Source organism: Streptomyces sp. NPDC088707, from assembly GCF_044752725.1.
Lineage (GTDB): Bacteria > Actinomycetota > Actinomycetes > Streptomycetales > Streptomycetaceae > Streptomyces.
On sequence record NZ_JBIVLV010000001.1, the window covers coordinates 993,538 to 1,013,453 of the forward strand.

General features: G+C 72.2%; 17 protein-coding genes. 8 read left to right on the top strand and 9 right to left on the bottom strand.

The genetic code is table 11. The annotated features are described in order from the left end of the window. Positions 1 to 5: 5 nt before the first annotated feature. Positions 6 to 2,366, top strand: coding sequence for an ATP-binding cassette domain-containing protein (locus ACIP84_RS04375; RefSeq protein ID WP_401794326.1), 2,361 nt, complete (start codon positions 6 to 8; stop codon positions 2,364 to 2,366). Positions 2,367 to 2,480: 114 nt separating this feature from the next. Here ACIP84_RS04375 and ACIP84_RS04380 read toward each other — a convergent pair whose 3' ends face one another. The 5 genes from ACIP84_RS04380 to ACIP84_RS04400 form a co-directional block, all read right to left on the bottom strand. Further along, positions 2,481 to 3,308 carry a tyrosinase family protein gene (locus ACIP84_RS04380; protein ID WP_355965441.1) on the bottom strand — a complete coding sequence of 276 codons (828 nt, stop codon included), beginning with the start codon at positions 3,306 to 3,308 and terminating at the stop codon, positions 2,481 to 2,483. Positions 3,309 to 3,331: 23 nt separating this feature from the next. Beyond that, a complete protein-coding gene (locus ACIP84_RS04385) occupies positions 3,332 to 3,724 on the bottom strand; it encodes a tyrosinase cofactor (RefSeq protein ID WP_401794330.1) in 393 nt (130 codons plus the stop codon). 292 nt (positions 3,725 to 4,016) lie between these two features. Beyond that, complete coding sequence (locus ACIP84_RS04390) at positions 4,017 to 4,766, bottom strand: succinate dehydrogenase/fumarate reductase iron-sulfur subunit (RefSeq protein ID WP_355965444.1); 750 nt, start codon at positions 4,764 to 4,766, stop codon at positions 4,017 to 4,019. After that, the gene (locus ACIP84_RS04395; RefSeq protein WP_355965445.1) at positions 4,763 to 6,709 is read right to left on the bottom strand and encodes a fumarate reductase/succinate dehydrogenase flavoprotein subunit; all 1,947 of its coding nucleotides are present in this window, start codon (positions 6,707 to 6,709) and stop codon (positions 4,763 to 4,765) included. Before ACIP84_RS04395 ends, ACIP84_RS04390 begins: the two co-directional genes overlap by 4 nt. Before the next feature lies 1 nt (position 6,710). After that, complete coding sequence (locus ACIP84_RS04400; protein ID WP_401794334.1) at positions 6,711 to 7,436, bottom strand: succinate dehydrogenase; 726 nt, start codon at positions 7,434 to 7,436, stop codon at positions 6,711 to 6,713. A 97-nt stretch (positions 7,437 to 7,533) separates the two neighbouring features. Between ACIP84_RS04400 and ACIP84_RS04405 the strand changes: the two genes are divergently transcribed. Continuing rightward, positions 7,534 to 8,445 carry a LysR substrate-binding domain-containing protein gene (locus ACIP84_RS04405; protein ID WP_355965448.1) on the top strand — a complete coding sequence of 304 codons (912 nt, stop codon included), beginning with the start codon at positions 7,534 to 7,536 and terminating at the stop codon, positions 8,443 to 8,445. Between the two features lie 85 nt (positions 8,446 to 8,530). After that, positions 8,531 to 10,705 carry a hypothetical protein gene (locus ACIP84_RS04410; RefSeq protein WP_401794338.1) on the top strand — a complete coding sequence of 725 codons (2,175 nt, stop codon included), beginning with the start codon at positions 8,531 to 8,533 and terminating at the stop codon, positions 10,703 to 10,705. A gap of 139 nt (positions 10,706 to 10,844) precedes the next feature. Here ACIP84_RS04410 and ACIP84_RS04415 read toward each other — a convergent pair whose 3' ends face one another. Together ACIP84_RS04415 and ACIP84_RS04420 are read right to left on the bottom strand one after the other, a co-directional pair. Then, positions 10,845 to 13,010 (bottom strand): EAL domain-containing protein, encoded by a 2,166-nt coding sequence (locus tag ACIP84_RS04415; RefSeq protein ID WP_355965452.1) that lies wholly within the window; start codon positions 13,008 to 13,010, stop codon positions 10,845 to 10,847. Next, complete coding sequence (locus ACIP84_RS04420) at positions 13,007 to 13,819, bottom strand: SAM-dependent methyltransferase (protein WP_355965454.1); 813 nt, start codon at positions 13,817 to 13,819, stop codon at positions 13,007 to 13,009. Before ACIP84_RS04420 ends, ACIP84_RS04415 begins: the two co-directional genes overlap by 4 nt. An 823-nt stretch (positions 13,820 to 14,642) precedes the next feature. Here ACIP84_RS04420 and ACIP84_RS04425 point away from each other — a divergent pair. From ACIP84_RS04425 to ACIP84_RS04435, 3 genes are all read left to right on the top strand, one after another. After that, positions 14,643 to 15,164, top strand: coding sequence for a hypothetical protein (locus ACIP84_RS04425; RefSeq protein WP_401794342.1), 522 nt, complete (start codon positions 14,643 to 14,645; stop codon positions 15,162 to 15,164). An 18-nt stretch (positions 15,165 to 15,182) separates the two neighbouring features. Then, positions 15,183 to 15,947, top strand: coding sequence for a hypothetical protein (locus tag ACIP84_RS04430; RefSeq protein WP_355965458.1), 765 nt, complete (start codon positions 15,183 to 15,185; stop codon positions 15,945 to 15,947). 167 nt (positions 15,948 to 16,114) lie between these two features. Beyond that, positions 16,115 to 16,672, top strand: a complete 558-nt coding sequence (locus ACIP84_RS04435; protein ID WP_401794346.1) for a hypothetical protein — start codon at positions 16,115 to 16,117, stop codon at positions 16,670 to 16,672. A 117-nt stretch (positions 16,673 to 16,789) separates the two neighbouring features. Here ACIP84_RS04435 and ACIP84_RS04440 read toward each other — a convergent pair whose 3' ends face one another. After that, complete coding sequence (locus ACIP84_RS04440) at positions 16,790 to 17,308, bottom strand: hypothetical protein (protein WP_355967728.1); 519 nt, start codon at positions 17,306 to 17,308, stop codon at positions 16,790 to 16,792. Between the two features lie 424 nt (positions 17,309 to 17,732). Here ACIP84_RS04440 and ACIP84_RS04445 point away from each other — a divergent pair, with 424 nt between their 5' ends. After that, a complete protein-coding gene (locus ACIP84_RS04445; protein WP_355967726.1) occupies positions 17,733 to 18,392 on the top strand; it encodes a class F sortase in 660 nt (219 codons plus the stop codon). A gap of 93 nt (positions 18,393 to 18,485) precedes the next feature. Here the strand turns inward: ACIP84_RS04445 and ACIP84_RS04450 are convergent, their stop codons facing one another. Next, a complete protein-coding gene (locus tag ACIP84_RS04450; protein WP_401794350.1) occupies positions 18,486 to 19,343 on the bottom strand; it encodes a polysaccharide deacetylase family protein in 858 nt (285 codons plus the stop codon). A 90-nt stretch (positions 19,344 to 19,433) separates the two neighbouring features. Between ACIP84_RS04450 and ACIP84_RS04455 the strand changes: the two genes are divergently transcribed. Further along, positions 19,434 to 19,895: a universal stress protein gene (locus tag ACIP84_RS04455; RefSeq protein ID WP_401794352.1), complete on the top strand. Its 462-nt coding sequence runs from the start codon at positions 19,434 to 19,436 to the stop codon at positions 19,893 to 19,895. The last annotated feature ends 21 nt before the right edge of the window (positions 19,896 to 19,916 follow it).

The window sequence follows — 19,916 nt, forward strand, 5'->3', positions numbered from 1 at the left end:
ACGGTATGCCCGAAAGCCGTCATGATCCGTACGTCCGTGTCCGCGGAGCCCGTGAGCACAACCTCGCCGGGGTGGACGTCGACATCCCCCGCGACGCGCTCGTCGTCTTCACCGGGGTCTCCGGATCCGGCAAGTCGTCCCTGGCCTTCGGCACGATCTACGCGGAGGCCCAGCGGCGCTACTTCGAGTCGGTGGCGCCGTACGCGCGCCGGCTGATCCACCAGGTGGGCGCGCCCGCGGTCGGTGAGATCACCGGGCTCCCGCCGGCGGTCTCCCTGGAACAGCGCCGGTCCTCCCCGAACGCCCGCTCGTCCGTCGGCACGGTCACCACCCTCTCCAACTCGCTCCGCATGCTGTTCTCCCGGGCGGGCAGCTATCCGGAGGGCGCGGAGCGGCTCGACTCCGACGCCTTCTCGCCCAACACGGTCGCGGGCGCCTGCCCTTCGTGCCACGGACTCGGCCGTGTCCACGACACGAGTGAGGAACTCCTCGTTCCGGACCCCGAGCTGTCGATCCGTCAGGGGGCCATCGCCGCCTGGCCGGGTGCCTGGCAGGGGAAGAACCTGCGGGACGTCCTCGACACGCTCGGGTACGACGTCGACCGGCCGTGGCGCGAGCTCGACGCGAAGGACCGGGAGTGGATCCTCTTCACGGACGAGCAGCCGGTCGTCACGGTCCATCCGGTACGGGACGCGGACCGCATCCAACGCCCCTATCAGGGCACGTACATGAGTGCCCGGCGCTACGTCCTGCGGACCTTCGCCGATTCGAAGAGCCCCACCCTGCGGGCGAAGGCCGAGCGGTTCCTCACCAGCGCGCCCTGCCCGGTCTGCGGCGGCGGCCGGCTGCGGCCGGAGGCGCTCGCGGTGACGTTCGCCGGCCGCACCATCGCCGACCTTGCGTCGCTGCCGCTGACGGCGCTGGCCGCACTCCTCTCCGCCGCGGCGGCGGAGGACGGGGAGACCGCGCGCGTCCTGACCGAGGACCTCGTCGCCCGGATCGCGACCGTGACGGAGCTCGGCCTCGGCTATCTCAGTCTGGACCGGGCCACCCCCACCCTCTCCAACGGCGAGCTCCAGCGGCTGCGCCTCGCCACCCAGCTGCGCTCGGGGCTCTTCGGTGTGGTGTACGTCCTGGACGAGCCCTCCGCGGGTCTGCACCCGGCGGACACGGAGGCACTGCTCGTGGTGCTCGACCGGCTCAAGGCCGCCGGGAACTCCGTCTTCGTCGTCGAGCACCACCTCGACGTGATCCGGCACGCCGACTGGCTCGTGGACGTCGGACCGCTCGCCGGGGTGCACGGCGGGCGGGTCCTGCACAGCGGGCCGCCGGGCGGACTCGCGGACGTCGGGGCCTCCGCGACCCGCCGTTTCCTCTTCGACCGGGTGCCGGGCCCCGCGCGGGAGGTGCGCGCACCGGCCGGCTGGCTGCGGACGGGGCCGGTCACCCGGCACAATCTGCGGTCGGTCGACGCCGCCTTCCCCGTCGGGGTCCTGACGGCGGTCACCGGCGTCTCGGGCTCGGGAAAGTCGACGCTCGTGGGGGCGCTCACCGGGGAACTCTCCGGGGTGGGGCGCCTGGTGACGGTGGATCAGCGTCCGATCGGGCGCACCCCACGCTCCAACCTGGCCACGTACACGGGCCTGTTCGACGTGGTGCGCAAGCTGTTCACGGAGACCGAGGAGGCCCGGGCCCGCGGCTACAAGGCGGGGCGCTTCTCCTTCAATGTCCCTGGCGGCCGGTGCGAGACCTGCCAGGGCGAGGGCTTCGTCTCCGTCGAGCTGCTGTTCCTGCCCAGTACGTACGCGCCCTGCCCCGACTGCCACGGCGCCCGCTACAACCCCGAGACCCTCCAGGTGCGGCTGCGGGGACTCACCATCGCGGAGGTCCTCGATCTCACCGTCGAGTCCGCCGCCGTGTTCTTCGAGGACACGCCCGCGGCCGCCCGGAGCCTGCGCGCCCTGCTCGACGTGGGCCTCGGCTATCTGCGGCTCGGGCAGCCCGCGACGGAGCTGTCCGGGGGCGAGGCACAGCGCATCAAGCTCGCGTCCGAGCTCCAGCGGCCGCACCGCTCCCCCACGCTGTACGTCCTGGACGAGCCGACGACGGGTCTGCACCCGGCGGACGTCGAGGTCCTGATGCGGCAGCTCCACGGCCTTGTGGACGCCGGTCACTCGGTGATCGTCGTCGAGCACGACATGGACGTGGTCGCCACCGCGGACTGGGTGCTCGACCTCGGCCCGGGCGGCGGCGACGAGGGCGGCCGGATCGTTGCCGCGGGTCCCCCGGACCGGGTGGCGCGGGCGGCGGAGAGCCGCACCGCGCCGTATCTGCTCCGCGCCCTGGCGCCCGCCGCACGGGGCTGAGACCGTACGGCGGGGCCGGGCCGCGCCGCACGGCCCCGCCGGGCCGGGCCGCCGGAGCGGAGACCCGGCCCGGCGGGCTCGGGCCCTCAGGAACGAGGTCCGGGCCCGGCGGGATCAGGCCGCCGTGTCGAAGGTGTAGTGGCGGGTGTGGTCGAGCATGTCCGCCGGGGTCACGTCGTTCCACGGACGCATGGTGTCGCCGAGGTCGACGACGTTCGCGGTGCCCGCGGCCGGCAGGTACGGCGACCGGGGGTGGCGGGCCTGCCAGTCGGCCCACAGCTTGTCGATGAAGGCGTGGTGCAGCCAGAAGACCGGGTCGTTCGGGGAGACCCCGGTGCCCATCTGGCCGCCGACCCAGACGTGGACGCGGTTGTGGAGGTTCACACCGCGCCAGCCCTCCAGGTGGTTGCGGAAACCGTCCGACGAGCTGTTCCAGGGAGCGGTGTCATAGGTCTCCATGGCGAGGACGGAGTCGACCTCGGCCCGGGTGGGGAGCTGGCGGCCGCCCGCGCCGAGATCGCGCCGCAGGTAGTCGCGGCCGTCGACGCGGACGGTGATCGTCCAGCGGTTGCCGCTGCGGGCGAACGGGCCGTCGAGCACCTGGCCGTCACGGGCGCGCCCGGTGCCGCCGAGGAAGTCGGGCGCCCAGAGCGAGGAGCGGGAGGTGCGGTCGGCCGTCCAGTCCCAGTAGGGGAGGTTGACCGTCGGGTCGACGGACTGCAGCGCCTGCTCGAACTCTATGAGGAAGCGCCGGTGCCAGGGCAGGAACGACGGCGAGCGGTGGCCGACGCGGTCGCCGTTGTCGGTGTCGCTCATGATGAAGGCGTTGTGGGTGGTGACGAAGGTGTCGTACCGCCCGGAGCGCTTGAGCTCCAGGACGGCGTTGACGAAGCGCCGCTTCTCGTCGGCGGTGAGGGAGGCCTGGTTCTTGCGTACGGTCATGACGAGTGCCGCTCCTGGATCGATCAGCCGAGGGTGAGGGGTACGAGCGGGGCGCCCTGGAGTTCGCGGACGGCCGCACGGGCCAGCGACTTGGGCGTGGCGACGGGCTCGTAGTGGTTGATCACGCTGATCCAGGTGCCGTCGGCGTTCTGCATGACGTGCAGTTCCTCGCCGTCGATCGTCACGGAGTAGCCCCCTCCGTGGTGCCCCCCGTGGTGGCCTCCGCCGTGCGCGGGCCCGCCCTTGATGCGGCGGCCCTGGTAGACCTCGTCGAAGGACGCCGGTGCCGGGCCGGCCGCGGGAGCGGCGGCTCGGGGACCGTCGGCCATGGCGGATCCGGCCAGGGCGAGGCCCGCGGCGGCCCCTGCGGCCCCGGCCGCGACGCCGAGGACCCGGCGGCGGGTGATGCTGGACATGAAACCCCCAAATGGTCTGTGCGACCGGGGGTTTGGTCATATGCCCCCGGCAGTGCTCATCAGTACCCGGGGGTGGGGGCGGGGCGGAAATCACCGGGAGCCGGTTGGCCGCGATGTGGACAACTTGCCATGAAATGTACAGAGTTGAACGGAGTTGATCTTGCTGTTCGCGCGGTCGACAGCACCCCGAAGCGAAGATCTTACGGAGAAAGTGATCGTTTCGTGAATGATCTTTCGCTTCGGGGTGCCCCGTGTGGCGGAGCCCACGCCCCGAGACTGTCCTGATCCGGACTCAGCCGCGGGCCGTCTTCCGCTGCGCCCGCAGCCACTCCTTGTTCATCGCGGAGATCGACGGCAGGGGGATGCCCTTCGGGCAGGCCGTCGCGCACTCGCCCGTCAGGGTGCAGCCGCCGAAGCCCTCGGCGTCCATCTGGGCCACCATGTCGAGGACCCGGGTCTCACGCTCCGGGGAGCCCTGGGGCAGCACGTTCAGGTGGTTGACCTTGGCGGAGGTGAAGAGCATCGCCGAGCCGTTGGGGCAGGCCGCCACACACGCGCCGCAGCCGATGCACTCGGCGTGCTCGAAGGCGGAGTCCGCGTCCGCCTTGGGGACGGGGGTCGCGTGGGCCTCGGGGGCCGAGCCCGTGGGGGCGGAGATGTAGCCGCCGGCCTGGATGACGCGGTCGAAGGCGGAGCGGTCGACGACCAGGTCCTTGACGACCGGGAAGGCGGAGGCCCGCCAGGGCTCGACGTCGATGGTGTCGCCGTCGTCGAAGGACCGCATGTGGAGCTGGCAGGTCGTGGTCCGCTCCGGCCCGTGCGCCTCGCCGTCGATGACGAGGCTGCACGCGCCGCAGATCCCCTCGCGGCAGTCGTGGTCGAAGGCCACCGGGTCCTCGCCGCGCAGGATGAGGTCCTCGTTGAGGGTGTCGAGCATCTCCAGGAACGACATGTCGGCGGAGATCCCGTCCACGTCGTAGGTGGACATCGCGCCGGGGGTGTCGGCGTTCCGCTGGCGCCAGACGCGCAGGGTGAGCCTCATGCGTAGCTCCGCTGGGTGGGGTGGACGTACTCGAAGGTGAGGTCCTCCTTGTGGAGGACGGGGGCCGTGCCGGTGCCGCCGAACTCCCAGGCCGCCGCGTACGCGAACTCCTCGTCGTGGCGGGCTGCTTCGCCGTCGGGCGTCTGGGACTCCTCGCGGAAGTGACCGCCGCAGGACTCGGCGCGGTGGAGCGCGTCGAGGCACATGAGCTCGGCGAGTTCCAGGTAGTCGACGATGCGGTTGGCCTTCTCGAGCGACTGGTTGAACTCCTCGCCGGTGCCGGGGACCTTGATCCGGCTCCAGAACTCCTCGCGGATCTCCGGGATCCGGGCGAGGGCGGTGCGCAGCCCGGCCTCGGTGCGGGCCATCCCGCAGTACTCCCACATGAGTTCGCCGAGTTCCCGGTGGAAGGAGTCGGGGGTGCGGTCGCCGTCGACGGCGAGGAGCAGGTTCAGCCGGTCCTCGGTCTCGGCGAGCACCTCCCGCACGGCCGGGTGGTCGTCGGCGACGGGCTCCGTGTGGGGGTGCCGGGCAAGGTAGTCGTTGATGGTGGCGGGGAGGACGAAGTAGCCGTCGGCGAGGCCCTGCATGAGGGCGGAGGCGCCGAGCCGGTTGGCCCCGTGGTCGGAGAAGTTGGCCTCGCCGATGGCGAAGAGCCCGGGGACGGTGGTCTGGAGGTCGTAGTCGACCCAGAGCCCGCCCATCGTGTAGTGGACGGCGGGGTAGATCCGCATGGGGACCTCGTACGGATTCTCGGCGGTGATCCGCGCGTACATGTCGAAGAGGTTCCCGTACTTCTCCTCGACGGCGGCCCGGCCCATGCGGCGGATCGCGTCGGCGAAGTCGAGGTAGACGCCCTGCCCGCCGGGGCCGACGCCGCGGCCCTCGTCGCAGACGTTCTTCGCGGCGCGGGAGGCGATGTCACGCGGGACGAGGTTGCCGAAGGAGGGGTAGATCCGCTCCAGGTAGTAGTCGCGCTCGTCCTCGGGGATGTCGGCCGCGGCGCGGGTGTCGCCCTTGGCCCTGGGGACCCAGATGCGGCCGTCGTTGCGCAGCGACTCGCTCATCAGGGTCAGCTTGGACTGGTGGTCGCCGGTGCGCGGGATGCAGGTGGGATGGATCTGGGTGAAGCAGGGGTTGGCGAAGTACGCGCCGCGCCGGTGGGCCCGCCAGACGGCGGTGGCGTTGGAGTTCATGGCGTTCGTCGACAGGTAGAAGACGTTGCCGTAGCCGCCGCTGGCGAGGACCACCGCGTCCGCGTAGTGGGTGGAGATCTCGCCGGTGATCAGGTCGCGGGCGACGATGCCGCGGGCCCGCCCGTCGACGACGACCAGATCGAGCATCTCCGTACGGGCGTGCATCTCGACGTTTCCGGCGGCGATCTGCCGGGACAGCGCCTGATAGGCGCCGAGCAGAAGCTGCTGGCCGGTCTGGCCGCGGGCGTAGAAGGTCCGGGAGACCTGGACGCCGCCGAAGGAGCGGGTGTCGAGGAGTCCGCCGTACTCGCGGGCGAAGGGGACGCCCTGGGCGACGCACTGGTCGATGATCTCGACGGAGATCTGGGCGAGCCGGTGGACGTTGGACTCACGGGCGCGGAAGTCCCCGCCCTTGACGGTGTCGTAGAAGAGACGGTGGATCGAGTCGCCGTCGTTGCGGTAGTTCTTGGCGGCGTTGATGCCGCCCTGGGCGGCGATGGAGTGGGCCCGGCGCGGGGAGTCCTGGAAGCAGAACTGGACGACGTGGTAGCCCTGTTCGGCGAGGGTGGCGCCGGCCGAGCCGCCGGCCAGACCGGTGCCGACCACGATGATGCGGTGCTTGCGGCGGTTGGCGGGGTTGACCAGCCTGGCCTGGAAGCGACGGGTGTCCCAGCGTTCGGCGACGGGTCCCGTGGGGGCCTTGTCGTCGACGACCGGCTCTCCGGTCGTGAAGTCGAGGAAGCTCATGTCAGCTCACCACTCCGGTCATGACGGCGACGGGGACGGAGATGAAGCCCGCGGTCAGGACGAGCGCGAGGGCGTTGGCGAGGCCTCGCAGGAGGCGCTCGCGGCGGGCGCTGCCGATGCCGAGGGTCTGGGCGGCGCTCCAGAAGCCGTGGCGGACGTGGAGGCCGACGGCGAGCATGGCGAGGATGTAGATGACGTTGCCGTACCAGGTGGAGAAGGTGTCGACGACGTTCTGGTAGGGCTTGCCCTCCTCGAATCCGCCGGGGTGGACGGTGCCGGTGGTCAGGTCGAGGACGTGCCACACGATGAAGAGCGCGAGGATGATCCCGCCCCAGCGCATGGTGCGGGTGGCGTACGAGGAGCGCTTGCGGCGGTGGACGTAGGCGGTGGGGCGGGCCTTCACGTCCCGGCGGCTGAGCTGGTACGCGGAGACGGCGTGGGCCACCACGGCGGCGAGGAGCGCGATCCGGACGAGCCACAGGGCCCACTCGTGGTGCAGGACGGGGGCGCCCATGACCCGCAGCCAGTGGCCGTACGCGTTGAACTCCTCCGGGCCGAAGAAGACCTTCAGGTTGCCGGCGACATGGGCGACGAGATAGCCGAGCATGAGCAGCCCGCTGACTGCCATGACCGTCTTCTTGCCGAGGGTCGATGACAGGAATCCGCGTGACGGTGTGGGGGACGGCGGGCGGCCCGCCGTCCGGTCCCTCGTGGGTGCCAGAGCCATGCGTACGACGCTAGGGCCGAAGGGCCCGAGAGGTCCAAGACATGGTCCGGCTGATCTCGATAGGCCCACCCTATGAATGTCGCCTACCCTGGTGACCATGCAGTTCCAGCAGCTCCTCTACTTCGTCGCCGTGGCCGAGACCCGTCACTTCACCCGGGCCGCCGAGCGCGTCCATGTCTCTCAGCCCTCCCTCTCCCAGCAGATCAAGGCCCTGGAACAGGAGTTGGGCGCCGAGCTGTTCAGCCGGGCCCGGGGGAACATCACGCTCACCGACGCGGGCGAGGCCCTGCTGCCGCTCGCGCGGCGGATCCTCGCCGACACGGAGACCGCCCGGATCGAGGTGCAGGAGCTGGCCCGGCTGAAGCGGGGCCGGGTGCGGCTCGGCGCGACCCCGAGCCTGTGCACGGGGCTGCTGCCGGACGTGCTGCGCGCCTTCCACGACCTCCACCCGGGGATCGAGCTCCTCATCGAGGAGGGCGGCTCGCACGATCTCGTCCGGGAGCTGGCCCGCGGGGCCCTCGACCTGGCGCTGGTGGTGCTGCCGCTGCCGAGCCCGTCACCGGCCCTGACGACGGTGGAGCTGCTCCGCGAGGACCTGGTGGTCGTCTCCTCCGCCTCGGCTCCCGCACCGCGCCGCCCGGTACGGATCGCCGACCTGCGCGACCAGCCGCTCGTGATGTTCCGGCACGGCTACGACCTGCGGGAACTGACCGTGGCGGCCTGCCGGGCGGAGGGCTTCGAGCCGACGTTCACGGTCGAGGGCGGCGAGCTGGACGCGGTCCTCGGGTTCGTGCGGGCCGGGCTCGGCCTCGCGGTCGTCCCCGCGATGGTGGCGGCGCGGGCGGGCCGGGACCTCCGCGTGACCGCCCTGGCCCGGCCGGGCCTGCGCCGGACCATCGCCCTGGCGCACCGGAGCGACGTCGCACCGCCGAGGGCCGCGCGGGAGCTCCAGCGGATGCTGCTGGCCTCGCGGCGGGGCGGGCCGGACCGGGCGGTGGGCGCCGTCTGAGGGGGTCGTCCGGGGCGCCGTCGCCCCTCCCGCACCCCCGTAAATCCGCGTGCGACGGACCAGCGGCGGCTGCGAGCATGCCCCCATGGTCCACGCTCTCGAACACCTGGTCGTCCGGCACACCCACCGTCTCCCCTCCCCCACCGGTCCGGCGGGGGACGGGGCCGCCGCCACGCGCAGGTTCGACGCGGCCCTGCTGACCGCCGGGTTCAAGCTGTCGGGCGAACTGGTCGAGCGTCTGTCGGGGCTGGCCGGGCCGACGGTCGTCGAGACCGCCGTCCGCACCCTCGCGACCGTCCGCGAACTCGTCGGCGACCACGTCCGGCACAACGTGTACTTCGTCGACTTCCCGGACAACGTGCCGGACACACTCGACTTCTGGAGGGGGTGCGTGGCCGAGGCCCTCGCCGACGGCGACACCCGCGCCCGTACCGTCGAGCAGCTGAACGCCGGCGTCCTCGACCTGCTGACCCTCCCGTCGTACGGCCGCTACCAGCACACGTACGAGGAGATGCTCGCCGTCCACGACGAGCTGATCGCCGCGGCCGGCGACCGGCTGACGGTGCTGCACCTCGGCGCGGACCCGGACACCGAGGTCACCGCCCTCTATCTGGCCCTGGCAGGCAGCACGACCCCGCTCGGCGAGGAACATCTGCGGGACCTCGCCGTGCTCGCCGAGCACGGCGCGGACGGCCCCCAGCCCGAGACGATCACGGTCCGGGAGAGCCGCGCCGTCGTCAACCACGCCCGGCTGCGGGTGGGCGCCACGCCGCTGCTCGACACCGTGACCGACGTCCTGCGGCTGGCCTGCGCCCTATCGCACGGCGATGTCACCCTGCGCGAGCCCACCCGTTTCCGCGCGCTCTCCCGTCCGCACCGCCGCGCCCTGCTCGCGGGTCTCGACGCGGTCCTGGCCGCGTCCCCGGCGAAGCTGTCGGACGTGTCCGCGCACGGGGAGGCGTGGAAGCGGCTCGGGGAGCGCCTGCACCCCCACGAGTACCCGCACTGGCCGCACGCCGCCGAGGTGTTCGCCGTCGCCCGGGGCGAGCGGAGGGCGCCGTCGTTCGACAGCCGTGTGGAGGAGCTGCTCGCGCGGGGCGATGTCACGGGAGCGGCGGAACTGCTCGCCTCGCACGCGCCGGGACGGCTGTTCCGCGCCCTGGACCGGCTGCTGCGCCTCGCGGCGGACGGCAAGGAGCGGGAGGCGGTCCTCGCGGCCGTCGAACGGGCCGCGCCGGAGGTGTCGGGCCGGGTCGTCCTGTCGGTGCGCGAGCACGTCCAGAACCGCGCGGGCGGGAGCGGCGCGCGCAGGGTGTTCGTGAACCGGGCGGGCTCGGCCTGGGTCGCCGACGACACGCGACCGCCGCTGGAGGACACCGACCGCGAGCGACTCGTCGCGGTGCTCGACGCCGAGACCCGGCGCCGACTCCCCGCTCCCGGGAGCCTGTTGATCGATCCGGACGTGCTGGACGTGGCCCTGCCGCTGAGCGGCCGGGCGGCTTCTGCGGGGCTCGGCGTGCTGCCGCGCGGTTCGGTCTCGCCGGTCGAGGGGGAGCTGCTGCGCTTCTTCACGTACTGGCGGCAGGCGCGGCACACGACCGACCTCGATCTGTCGGCGCTCGTCCTGGACGCGGAGTACGGGACGGTGACCTGGCTCTCGTACACGGCCCTGACCGACGTCGAGGGCCGGCACTCGGGTGACATCACCGAAGCCCCGGACGGCGCTTCGGAGTTCATCGATCTGCGGCTCGGGGCGGTACGGGGCACGTTCATCGTGCCGCAGGTCCACGTCTTCTCGGGTGAGGGCTTCGACAAGGTGGCGGAGGGCTTCTTCGGCTTCATGCTGCGGGAGTCCGAGCAGCGGGGCCGGCCGTTCGAGCCCCGTACGGTGCGGATGAAGTCGGATCTGCGAGGCCCCGGCACAGTGGCGCTGCCGCTCGCCTTCCGCCGGGACGACGAGGGGCGCTGGCACGCGCACTGGCTGCACCTGTACCTGCGGGGGGCGCCGTCGGCGAACCAGGTCGAGGGGCACCGGGTGACGATCGCGGTCGTGATGCGCGCCCTGTTCGGCCGCACCCACCTGACCCTGCGTCACCTCGTGTCCCTGATGGAGGAGTCGGGGGCGGAGACGACGCTGTGGGACGGCCGGACCGTGCCGGAAGGACCGGTCACGTACATCGGTCTGGAGCGGCCGGACGGGCTCGCCCCCGGCTCGCGTGTGTTCACCCCGGAGAATCTGCGCGACCTGCTGCCCGCCTGAGTGCTACGGTCTTTCCGGGGCGAGGCCATGGAGAGGCTTCCTTCTACCACTCCTCGAATAGTCTCTCCGCTTTCCTCCCCCGAACCTCTTCCCGGCCTCCCCGCTTCGCGCGGGGAGGCCGGCTTCGTGGGTCCGGGTCTCAGACCGCGTCCGCCAGGAGCAGCGAGTGGATGCGGTCCGGGGCGCCGGGACGGGCGTAGTACCAGCCCTGGGCCGTGTCGCAGCCGAGGTCGCGGAGCTGGCGGGCCTGGGCTCCGGTCTCCACGCCCTCGACGGTGACGGCGAGTTCCAGGCTGTGCGCCAGGGAGACGATCCCCTCGACGATCTTGAGATCGACCGGGTCCACCGGATGCTGCTGCATGCCCCGGGTGAAGGAGCGGTCGAGCTTGAGGACGCTCACCGGCAGCCGGCGCAGATTGGCCAGGTTGGAGTAGCCGGTGCCGAAGTCGTCGAGCGCGATGTCCACGCCCATCTCGGCGAGCTGCCGCAGCGGCTTGAGCAGGTCCTCGTCGGCGCCGATCAGCGCCGATTCGGTCACCTCCAGGCAGAGCGCGCCCGGTTCGAGCCCGGACCGCTCCAGGACGTCGACGGTGTCGGCGACCAGCCGTGGGTGGTGGAGCTGCGTCGGGGAGAGGTTGACGTTGATCCTCAGCGGCCCGCCGTCGGCGTGCCGGGCCTGCCAGAAGCGGGCCTGGCGCACGGCCTCCTGGAGGACCCAGCGGCCGAGCGGCACGATGAGCCCGGTGTCCTCGGCGAGCGGGATGAACCGGTCGGGGCCGAGCACTCCGTGCTGCGGGTGGCACCACCGTACGAGCGCCTCGGCGCCGTGCACGCTGCCGTCGCCGAGGTGGACGAGCGGCTGGTACTCGATGAAGAACTCGCCGCGTTCCAGCGCGGTCGGCAGGGCCGTGGTGAGGCCGTGCCGGGTGATGGCGCGGGCGTCGGCCTCCGGGTCGGCGAGCTCGAAGCGGTTGCCGCCGGCGGACTTGGCCCGGTACATGGTGATGTCGGCGCTCCGCAGCACCTCGGCGGGCGTGCGTTCGCCGGCCGGGCCCTCGACGACGCCGAGGCTGCCGCGGACGGTCAGTTCGCGACCGTCGATGCGGAGGGGGGTGGCGAGGGCGGCGAGGATGCGGTCGGCGAGTTCGGTGACGTCCTGTTCGCCGGCGGCGCCGGTGGTGAGGGCGACGAACTCGTCGCCGCCGAGCCGGGCGACCATCTCGCCGGACCCGGTGACGCAGCTCTGCAGGCGGTCCGCGACCTCGACGAGGAGCCGGTCGCCGGTGGAGTGTCCGAGGCTGTCGTTGATCACCTTGAAGCCGTCGAGGTCCAGGTAGCAGAGGCCGAAGCGGGCGTTCTCGCCGGGTGCGAGGGCCTTCTCCAGGCGCTCGAAGAACAGCGTCCGGTTGGGAAGTCCCGTCAGCGCGTCGTGGGTGGCCTCGTACCGCAGGCGCAGATGGAGCAGGCGCCGCTCGGTGGTGTCCTCCATGAGAGCCAGCTGGTACTGGGGGTTGCCCTCCGCGTCGCGGAGGAGCGAGACGGTGAGGTTGGTCCAGAGAACCGTTCCGTCTCCGCGGTAGTACGGCTTCTCGACCCGGTAGTGCTCACGGTCGCCGCGGACCAGCTCGTCGTACAGCTTCCAGACGTGCGGGCCGTCCTCCGGGTGGACCCACTCGCTGACGTTCCGGCTGCGCAGCGGCCCCTCCATTCCGCCGAACATGCGGGTGAGGGTCTCGTTGACCTCCAGGACGTTGCCGTCGAGGTCGGCGATGCCGATGCCGATCGCCGCCCCGTCGAAGACCGCCCGGAAGCGGCTCTCGGTGGCGTGCAGGGCGATCTCGGCTGCGCTGCGGGCGGAGAGCGCGGAGCGCGCGATGGCCTCCTGCTCGGCCCGGGTGCGCTCGCGCAGGGCCTGGGCATAGCCGGTGGCCATCGCGTGCTGGAGCCGGGCGCAGCGGGCCCGGAGCTCCTCGGCGGGCAGGTCCGACTCCGTACCGCAGTAGAGCACCAGGTACGAGTCCACCACCCCGAGGCTGCGGCCGAGAGCGTCCGGGTCGGTGCAGTGGGCGCCGACGAGCTCCGCTCCGGTGCGGTGGCCCGGGGCCGTGTCGAACGGCCGGGCGTGCAGCGCGTCGTACAGGGTCCGGGCCAGCGGCAGCAGATGGACCTCGAACTCGGCACGGGTCAGCGAGGTGGCGGTCACCGGGAAGATCGCACGGCTCCAGATGGTGACGAACCGCCTGAGTCTGTCCTCCGGACCGTCGGCTTCGGCAACACCGCCGGACGGCTGAGACGGGACCTTCACGCCTTGCGCCCCACCCCTGCGAACCCGGAGAAGGCGTAGGGATCCTCCTCCTGGGCCGGACTCTCCGGACGCCAGAGGGGCATCGGGACGAGGCCGGGCTCGATCAGTTCGGTGCCCTCGAAGAAGCGGGCGACCTCGGCGCCGGAACGCATCACCAGCGGGTTGCGGATGTTCCGGTAGACCCCGACGGTGCCTCCTGCCTGCTCCTCGGAGAGCGGGATGCCCTCGTACGAGGCGTGGGTGAGCACCAGGAGGCTGCCGGGCGCGAGGCCGTCGAGCAGTTCGGTGACGGCCTCGTACGGCCGGTCCTCGTCCTCCAGGAAGTGCAGGACGGCGACGAGGAGCAGCGCCACCGGCCGCTCCAGGTCGAGGAGCCGGGACACCTCGGGGCTGTAGAGGATGTCGGCCGGCTTGCGCAGATCCGCGGCGACGACCGCGGCGCCCTCGTCGCCCTCCAGGACGGCGCGGCTGTGGGCCACGGCGACCGGGTCGTGGTCGACGTAGACGACCCGGGCCGCGGGGTCCGCGGTCCGGGCGACCTCGTGCACGTTGCCGAAGGTGGGTATGCCGGAGCCGATGTCCAGGAACTGGGTGACGTCGTTGTCAACGGCGTGGCGGACGGCGCGCCGCATGAAGGCGCGGTTCGCCTGCATGACCTTGGGCAGGCCAGGCATGAACTCCATGGCCTTGCGCGCCGCTTCCCGGTCCACTTCGAAGTTGTGCGAGCCGCCCAGATAGAAGTCGTACATACGGGACACGCTCGGCACCGAGATGTCGATACCAGGCGGAGCCCAGGCGGGACGCTCCATCAATGTCTCCAACAAGTCGCCATGGGGGATGCGGCCATGTGTTCGCGGCCGGTGTTCGAGGTGAGGCTACTGATCGCCCGCCGAGAGAGCGAGTAGAAACGGAAATTCGCGGTCCGTTCTTGGTCACACGCCATTGGCACGTGCTCTCGGGAACGAAGAGTTCACGCCTTCAGGCTGTGCAAATTCACGTGCATATGAGTGTGCGTCGGCTCCTCGGCCGAGTGCGGCTCCCCGCGTCGGACGCCCAGGCCCCGCCCGTACCTCGGCTGTTGCCGCCGGAGGGGTCTGGTCGCCGGTGCAGGATGCCCCGTTCTCCTTCCCGTCCGACAGGGCGACAACCGGACAGTTATCGATCCGAGGCCGGAACGGACCCGGTCCGCCGTCTTCCGGAATCCATCTGCCCGGCGTCACGAGGGCTTTGATCCCGTCGAGTCGCCCCGGCCGACTTCGACCGAGGCGAAACGTCAAACCAGTGCGACCGGAGATCCGCTCCATCCGGCGAATCCCGCTCGAATCCGCCCCGGCGCGGCCCGCCTCTGATCAAGCTCGACGGCGTGTCTCTGAACGGATCACTCCTCGCGCGGTCGCTGGCGGCCCTCGCACTGGTGTGGCTCCTCGCCACCCCCGTGCCCACCGCCGCGGACGCCTGCGCCTACGCCTCGACCGGCCCGGGCGGTTCCCACGTCGCGGTGGCGATCGCCGGCGACGGCGACGGCCACGGCAGCTCAGGGAAGGGCAAGGGAAAAGGCAAGGGAAAGGAAAAGGGAAAGGGGCACGGCCATCACCACCACCCGAAGCCCTGCCCCCCCGAGCCGCCCCCGCCGTGCCCGACCCCCACGCCGACGCCGACGCCGACGCCCTCGCCTACGCCCTCTCCGACGCCGAAGCCCACGCCCACGCCCACACCGTCACCCGAACCGCCGTCCCCGTCCCCGACGCCCACGCCCACGCCGTCACCGAAGCCGCCGCCACGACCGACCCCTCCGCCGCCCCGGCCCGCGCCGAAACCACCGGCCACCAGGCCCGCACCCCCGGAGCCGCCACCCCCCGCGCCGCCGACCACGAGGCCGCCGGAGCCCGCGCCCGCGCCGCCTCCGCCTCCGCCTCCGCCGAGCCCGAGCCCGAGCCCGAGCCCGACGCCGACGCCGACCGTGCAACCCCGGCCCGCCGCGACCGTCCCCGTGGCGATGCCCCATTACCGGCGTGTCTCGCGCCCCCAGCCGAAGACGGGCACCTCCGTCGTCACCGCGACCCTCATGATCACCGCGCCCGCGGTGCTCGCGACGGCGATCCTGCGCCCCCGGTCCAAGTGACCCGGCGCCCCACGACCCCTTCGCCCCTCTGAATCCCGCAAGAGGAATCCATGTCTGAATGGCTTGTTCTCACCCTTGCGATGGCCGCCGCGTGCGCCGTCGTCCTCACGATCGTCGTCATCAACCACCGCCGGATCCCCGATGACGACGACCCGAGCGAGACCCCGGACGTCATCGAGTACATGACGATGATGATCGGCGTGATCTACGCGATCGTCCTCGGTCTCGCCATCGCCGGGGTCTGGGAGGCCCGCGGCGCCGCCCAGGAGACCGTGCGGCAGGAGGCGCAGGCGATGCACGAGATCTCGGCCCGCGCGGAGGTGTACCCGCAGGCGGTCCGTGAGCGCATCCGCGCCGACGTCGACGCGTACGTCGGCTACGTCGTCAACGACGAGTGGACGTACATGGCGGAGAACGGCGAGCTGAGCGAGGAGGGCACCGCGCTCCTGGAGAAGGTGCGGCGCAGCGTCACCGACTACCAGCCGGCCGACGACTTCGAGGGGCAGGCGTACCAGCCTCTCGTCGACCAGGTGGCGGTGGCCGACGACGCCCGGGGAGCCCGGGGGCAGAACGCGGGGGCGACCATGCCGGGGGTGGTCTGGTTCGGCCTGATCATCGGTGCCCTGGTGACGGTCGGACTGATCTTCACCCTGCAGATCCGCAGAACCGGCCGCGAACTGCTGCTCGCCGGACTCTTCAGCGTGCTGATCGCCTTCCTGCTGTTCCTCATCTGGGACTTCGACGCGCCGTTCGGCCGCGGCATCTCGGCCACCGCCGCACCGTTCACCGATCTGTTCCCGCAGCTCACACGGTGAGGCGACACGCCGGGTGAGCCGATCGGGGGACATGCGTGCCCCATTCGCCCGCCTGGGATCGCGGCTGTGGTAATGCCCTTCTAGCGTTTCCGGCATCGAGGTGTACGCACGGTCTTTCGCGGAAACCCCCTTTCCGCGGCTGCCCCTCGGGACCCGGAGGATTCACCATGCGCGCGATACGTGCCGCGTCCACTGCCCTGCTGGGGGCGGCCGCCCTCGCCCTGGCCGCCCCCATCGCCGTCGCGGCGGACGGTGCTCCCGCACCGAACCCGCGAGCGGCACGGGCCAAGGCACCGGGCGATTTCGTCGTGTCGCCCTCGGTCGTCGCCCCGGGCGGCCGGGTGACGCTGAGCGCCCCCGGCTGCGCCAGTACGGCGACGGCCTCGGCCGGCATCTTCGACACCGTCACCATCGCACCGGGCTCGGCGGCCCTCGCCACCGTGGACCTGGACGCCCGACGCGGCGCCGTGTACACGGTGTCGTTCAACTGCACCGGCGGGATCTCGGACACGGCGACCCTGACGATCAGCGGAACGCCCACCGCCACTCCGACCATCAGCTCCACCATCCTCACTCCCCCGCGTGGCGTGCAGGGCGGTCTGGGCGGTTCGGTGGGCGGATTCGAGCCGCTCCAACTGGCGGCCGGAGGCGCCCTCGTGCTCGCCGCGACCGTCGGCGGCGTGTACGTGGTACGCCGCCGCTCCGGCTCGGCCCGTCGCCACTGAGCGGCCGTCGTGACCGGCCCGGTGCCGGCCCGGCGTCCGTGGACGCCCGTCGCCCCCGGGTCCCTGCCGGGACTCGGGGGCGACGGGCGGAGCGGGCCGACCGGGAGGTTCGACCGGTCAGACCCCCGCGCCGGTCATACGGCGACGACGGACGATGAAGAGCCCGCCGCCGAGCGCGGCTGCGGCGACCAGGCTTCCGCCGACGGCCATCTCCGTGGAGCTGGGGGCCAACGAGCCGCCGAGGCCGCCCTGGGCGCCGCGGCCCGGGAGGACGCGGAACGGCTCCGTGACCACGTTGGAGCCGCCGTTGCACCTGACGGCCAGGTTGTAGTTGCCGGGAGTGGCGTTGTTGTAGACGCGGGCGACGGCGGTGGAGACGCCGTTGCCGCCCGAGAGGGTGGCGTCCGGGAAGGCGTTGGACGTGACCGTGCCGCCACGGTTGCAGCCCCTGGCGGTGATCGTGAGCGTCGACCCCGGGTGGACCTCGAAGGGGCTGACGGTGACGTTGCTCGGGGTGTTGTTGGAGCCACCGCTGACGACGTTGCCCGGACCGTAGGTGGCGGCGGCAAGGGGGGCCGCGAGGCCGACCGCCGCGATCGCGGTGGCGGTCACCGCCAGAGTGCGTGCTGCACGCATGGTTGAACCTCCAGTGGAAGACGCCCCAAAGCGGTGCTCCGGGAGTGTCGACGAGTACGCCTTCCATGACGAACCATCACAAGACGGAGCGAGACGCGCATTTCGGCGCTGGTCCACCCCGGTGAGGCGACACGCCCGGAATCGGGTCATCGGAGGAGGGAGAACCGCAGGTCAGGGCCGAGTGAGCTGCTTATCTGACGAATACTCGGATGGGTCAGCCCCGTGTCACCCACCTGTCGGCTGCCCGTCCTCCGGGACGCACTCCACGCCGCCCCAGGGCGCGCGGGGCAGGAGGGACGTCGGCGCACCCCCGCACCCGCGCTCCGGCACCCGTCCGGGGGCGGCCCCCACCCGTTCGCCCCGTCCGGCGCGACGGTCCGTCAGGTCGCCTTTACCGTTCTGACGACGCCACGAAGGGAGAACCATGCCCCCGAAGGACTTCCGCGTCTTCCAGCGCAGGAGACGCCGCCCCTGGGGCGTCCTGACCCTCGCCATGCTGTCCGGGATCGCGATGATGCGCAACGGAGTGGACCTCGCGGACGGGCCTCCGCAGCCCGCCGCGGCGGCCCGTCCGGTGGCGCGCCCGGTCACCCCGCCGGACGGGGCGACCGAGGGCCTGGAACCGCTGCCCTTCGCTCCCGCCTCCCGGATCAAGATCCCCGCGATCCAGGTCGCGGCCCCGATCATGGACGTGGGTCTGGACCCGGACGGCTGGGTGGCGGCCCCGCCGCCCCAGGACGCCAACCTCGCGGGCTGGTACCAGAACGGCATCTCCCCCGGCCAGCGCGGCACCGCGGTGGTCGTCGGCCATGTCGACAACGCCCAGGGACCCGCGGTCTTCTACGGCCTGGGCTCCCTGGAGAAGGGCCAGCACATCGAGGTCGAGCGGTACGACGGCCGGATCGCGGTCTTCGAGATCTACGGGCTCGAGGTGTACGCGAAGGACAACTTCCCCGGCGTGCAGGTGTACGCCGACACGGGCGAGCCCGAGCTCCGGGTCATCACCTGCGGTGGCGGCTACACGCGGGCGCGTGGTTACGACGGGAACGTCGTCGTGTACGCGCGGATGATCGGCTCCCGCTAGCGGGGCACGGCGAAGGGCCCCGGCACCTGGTGGTGCCGGGGCCCTCTCCGTGCCGGAGTCCGTACCGCGCCCGTGCCGCCCGTACCGGAGCGGTCAGCGCCGGGGGACGGTGATGTGGTAGCCCGCGTCGAGGAGTTCGGGCAGATAGCGGCGGAGCGCGGTCACGCTCTGGGCGCGGTCGCCGCCGGCGTCGTGGGAGAGGACGACGGCGCCGGGCGCGGCGCCGTCGAGGACCCGGCGGACGATGGTGTCGGCGCCGGGTTCCTTCCAGTCCAGGGTGTCGACGGTCCAGGCGAGCGGCTCCATGCCGAGCTCGGCCCCGATCTCGAACGAGTGCCGGTTCCAGGCCCCGTAGGGCGCGCGGTACCAGAGCGGGGCCGTACCCAGGGTCCTTTCCACGACCTCGCTGGTGGAGCCGAGCTCGTCGCGGATGCGGGAGGGCCGCAGTCTGGGGATGAGCGGATGCGACCAGGAGTGGTTGCCGACGACATGCCCGTCCGCGGCCATCTCCCGCAGCAGGTCGGGGTTCTCGACCACCATCTCGCCGCAGACGAAGAACATGGCCCGGCAGTCGTAGCGGCGCAGGGTCTCCAGGATGCCCGGGGTGTAGCGGGGGTCAGGGCCGTCGTCGAAGCTGAGCACCATCGAGCGGCCGACCCCGGACATGCTGAGGAAGGGCCGCTGGCGGACCGGCGGCACGGCCCGCCGGTACGCGGGGGGCGCGTACGCGGTCATCGGCTGGAGGCGGTACGCGGTGGGGCGCAGCCGGGCGGCCTGCGCCTGCGGGCCGGCGGCGGGGCCCGGTGGAGCCGGAGGCGCGGCGGCCCCGCCGGCCCGTTCGGGCGTCGCGAGCCGGTCCGCCGCGATGACTCCGACGGTGGCGGTGGCCCCGAGGGCGGCGGCGAGCCGCAGCACCGCGCGGCGCCCCTTGGGCATCTGATCATTTTTCATGACCAATGGTTCATACGGATGAGGACCCGCGCGGCTCATCGACACCGACCGCCCCGTCGAAAGCACCCGATGAGCCGATAACCTCGAAGAGTGAGCGAACAGCAGCCCGATCGGTTCGAACGCGGTACCGACGGTCCGAAAGTGATCATGGCGGGAATCGACGGCTCCGACTCCTCGCTGCGCGCGGCGGCGTACGCGGCCGGGCTCGCACGGCGGCAGAACGCCCTGCTCGCGCTCGTCTACGTGCAGCCGGTGATCACCGCGGGGGCCGCGATGGGCGCGCCGACAGCGGGCACCACCGAGGAGATCGCCCAGGACCTGGCCGCCGAGATCCGTACGTCCGCCGAGCGCGTGAAGGACCTCTGGCGGATGCGGTGGGAGTTCCACACCTTCCGGGGCGACGCCTACGCGGGTCTGGTCCAGGCGGCGGAGGAGCTGACAGCGGACGCCGTGGTGGTGGGCGCCTCCGAGTCGGCCGGTCACCGGTTCGTGGGCTCGGTGGCCGTCCGGCTCGTGAAGGCGGGCCGCTGGCCGGTCACCGTCGTACCGTGACCGTCCGACGGCTGCCGTGAC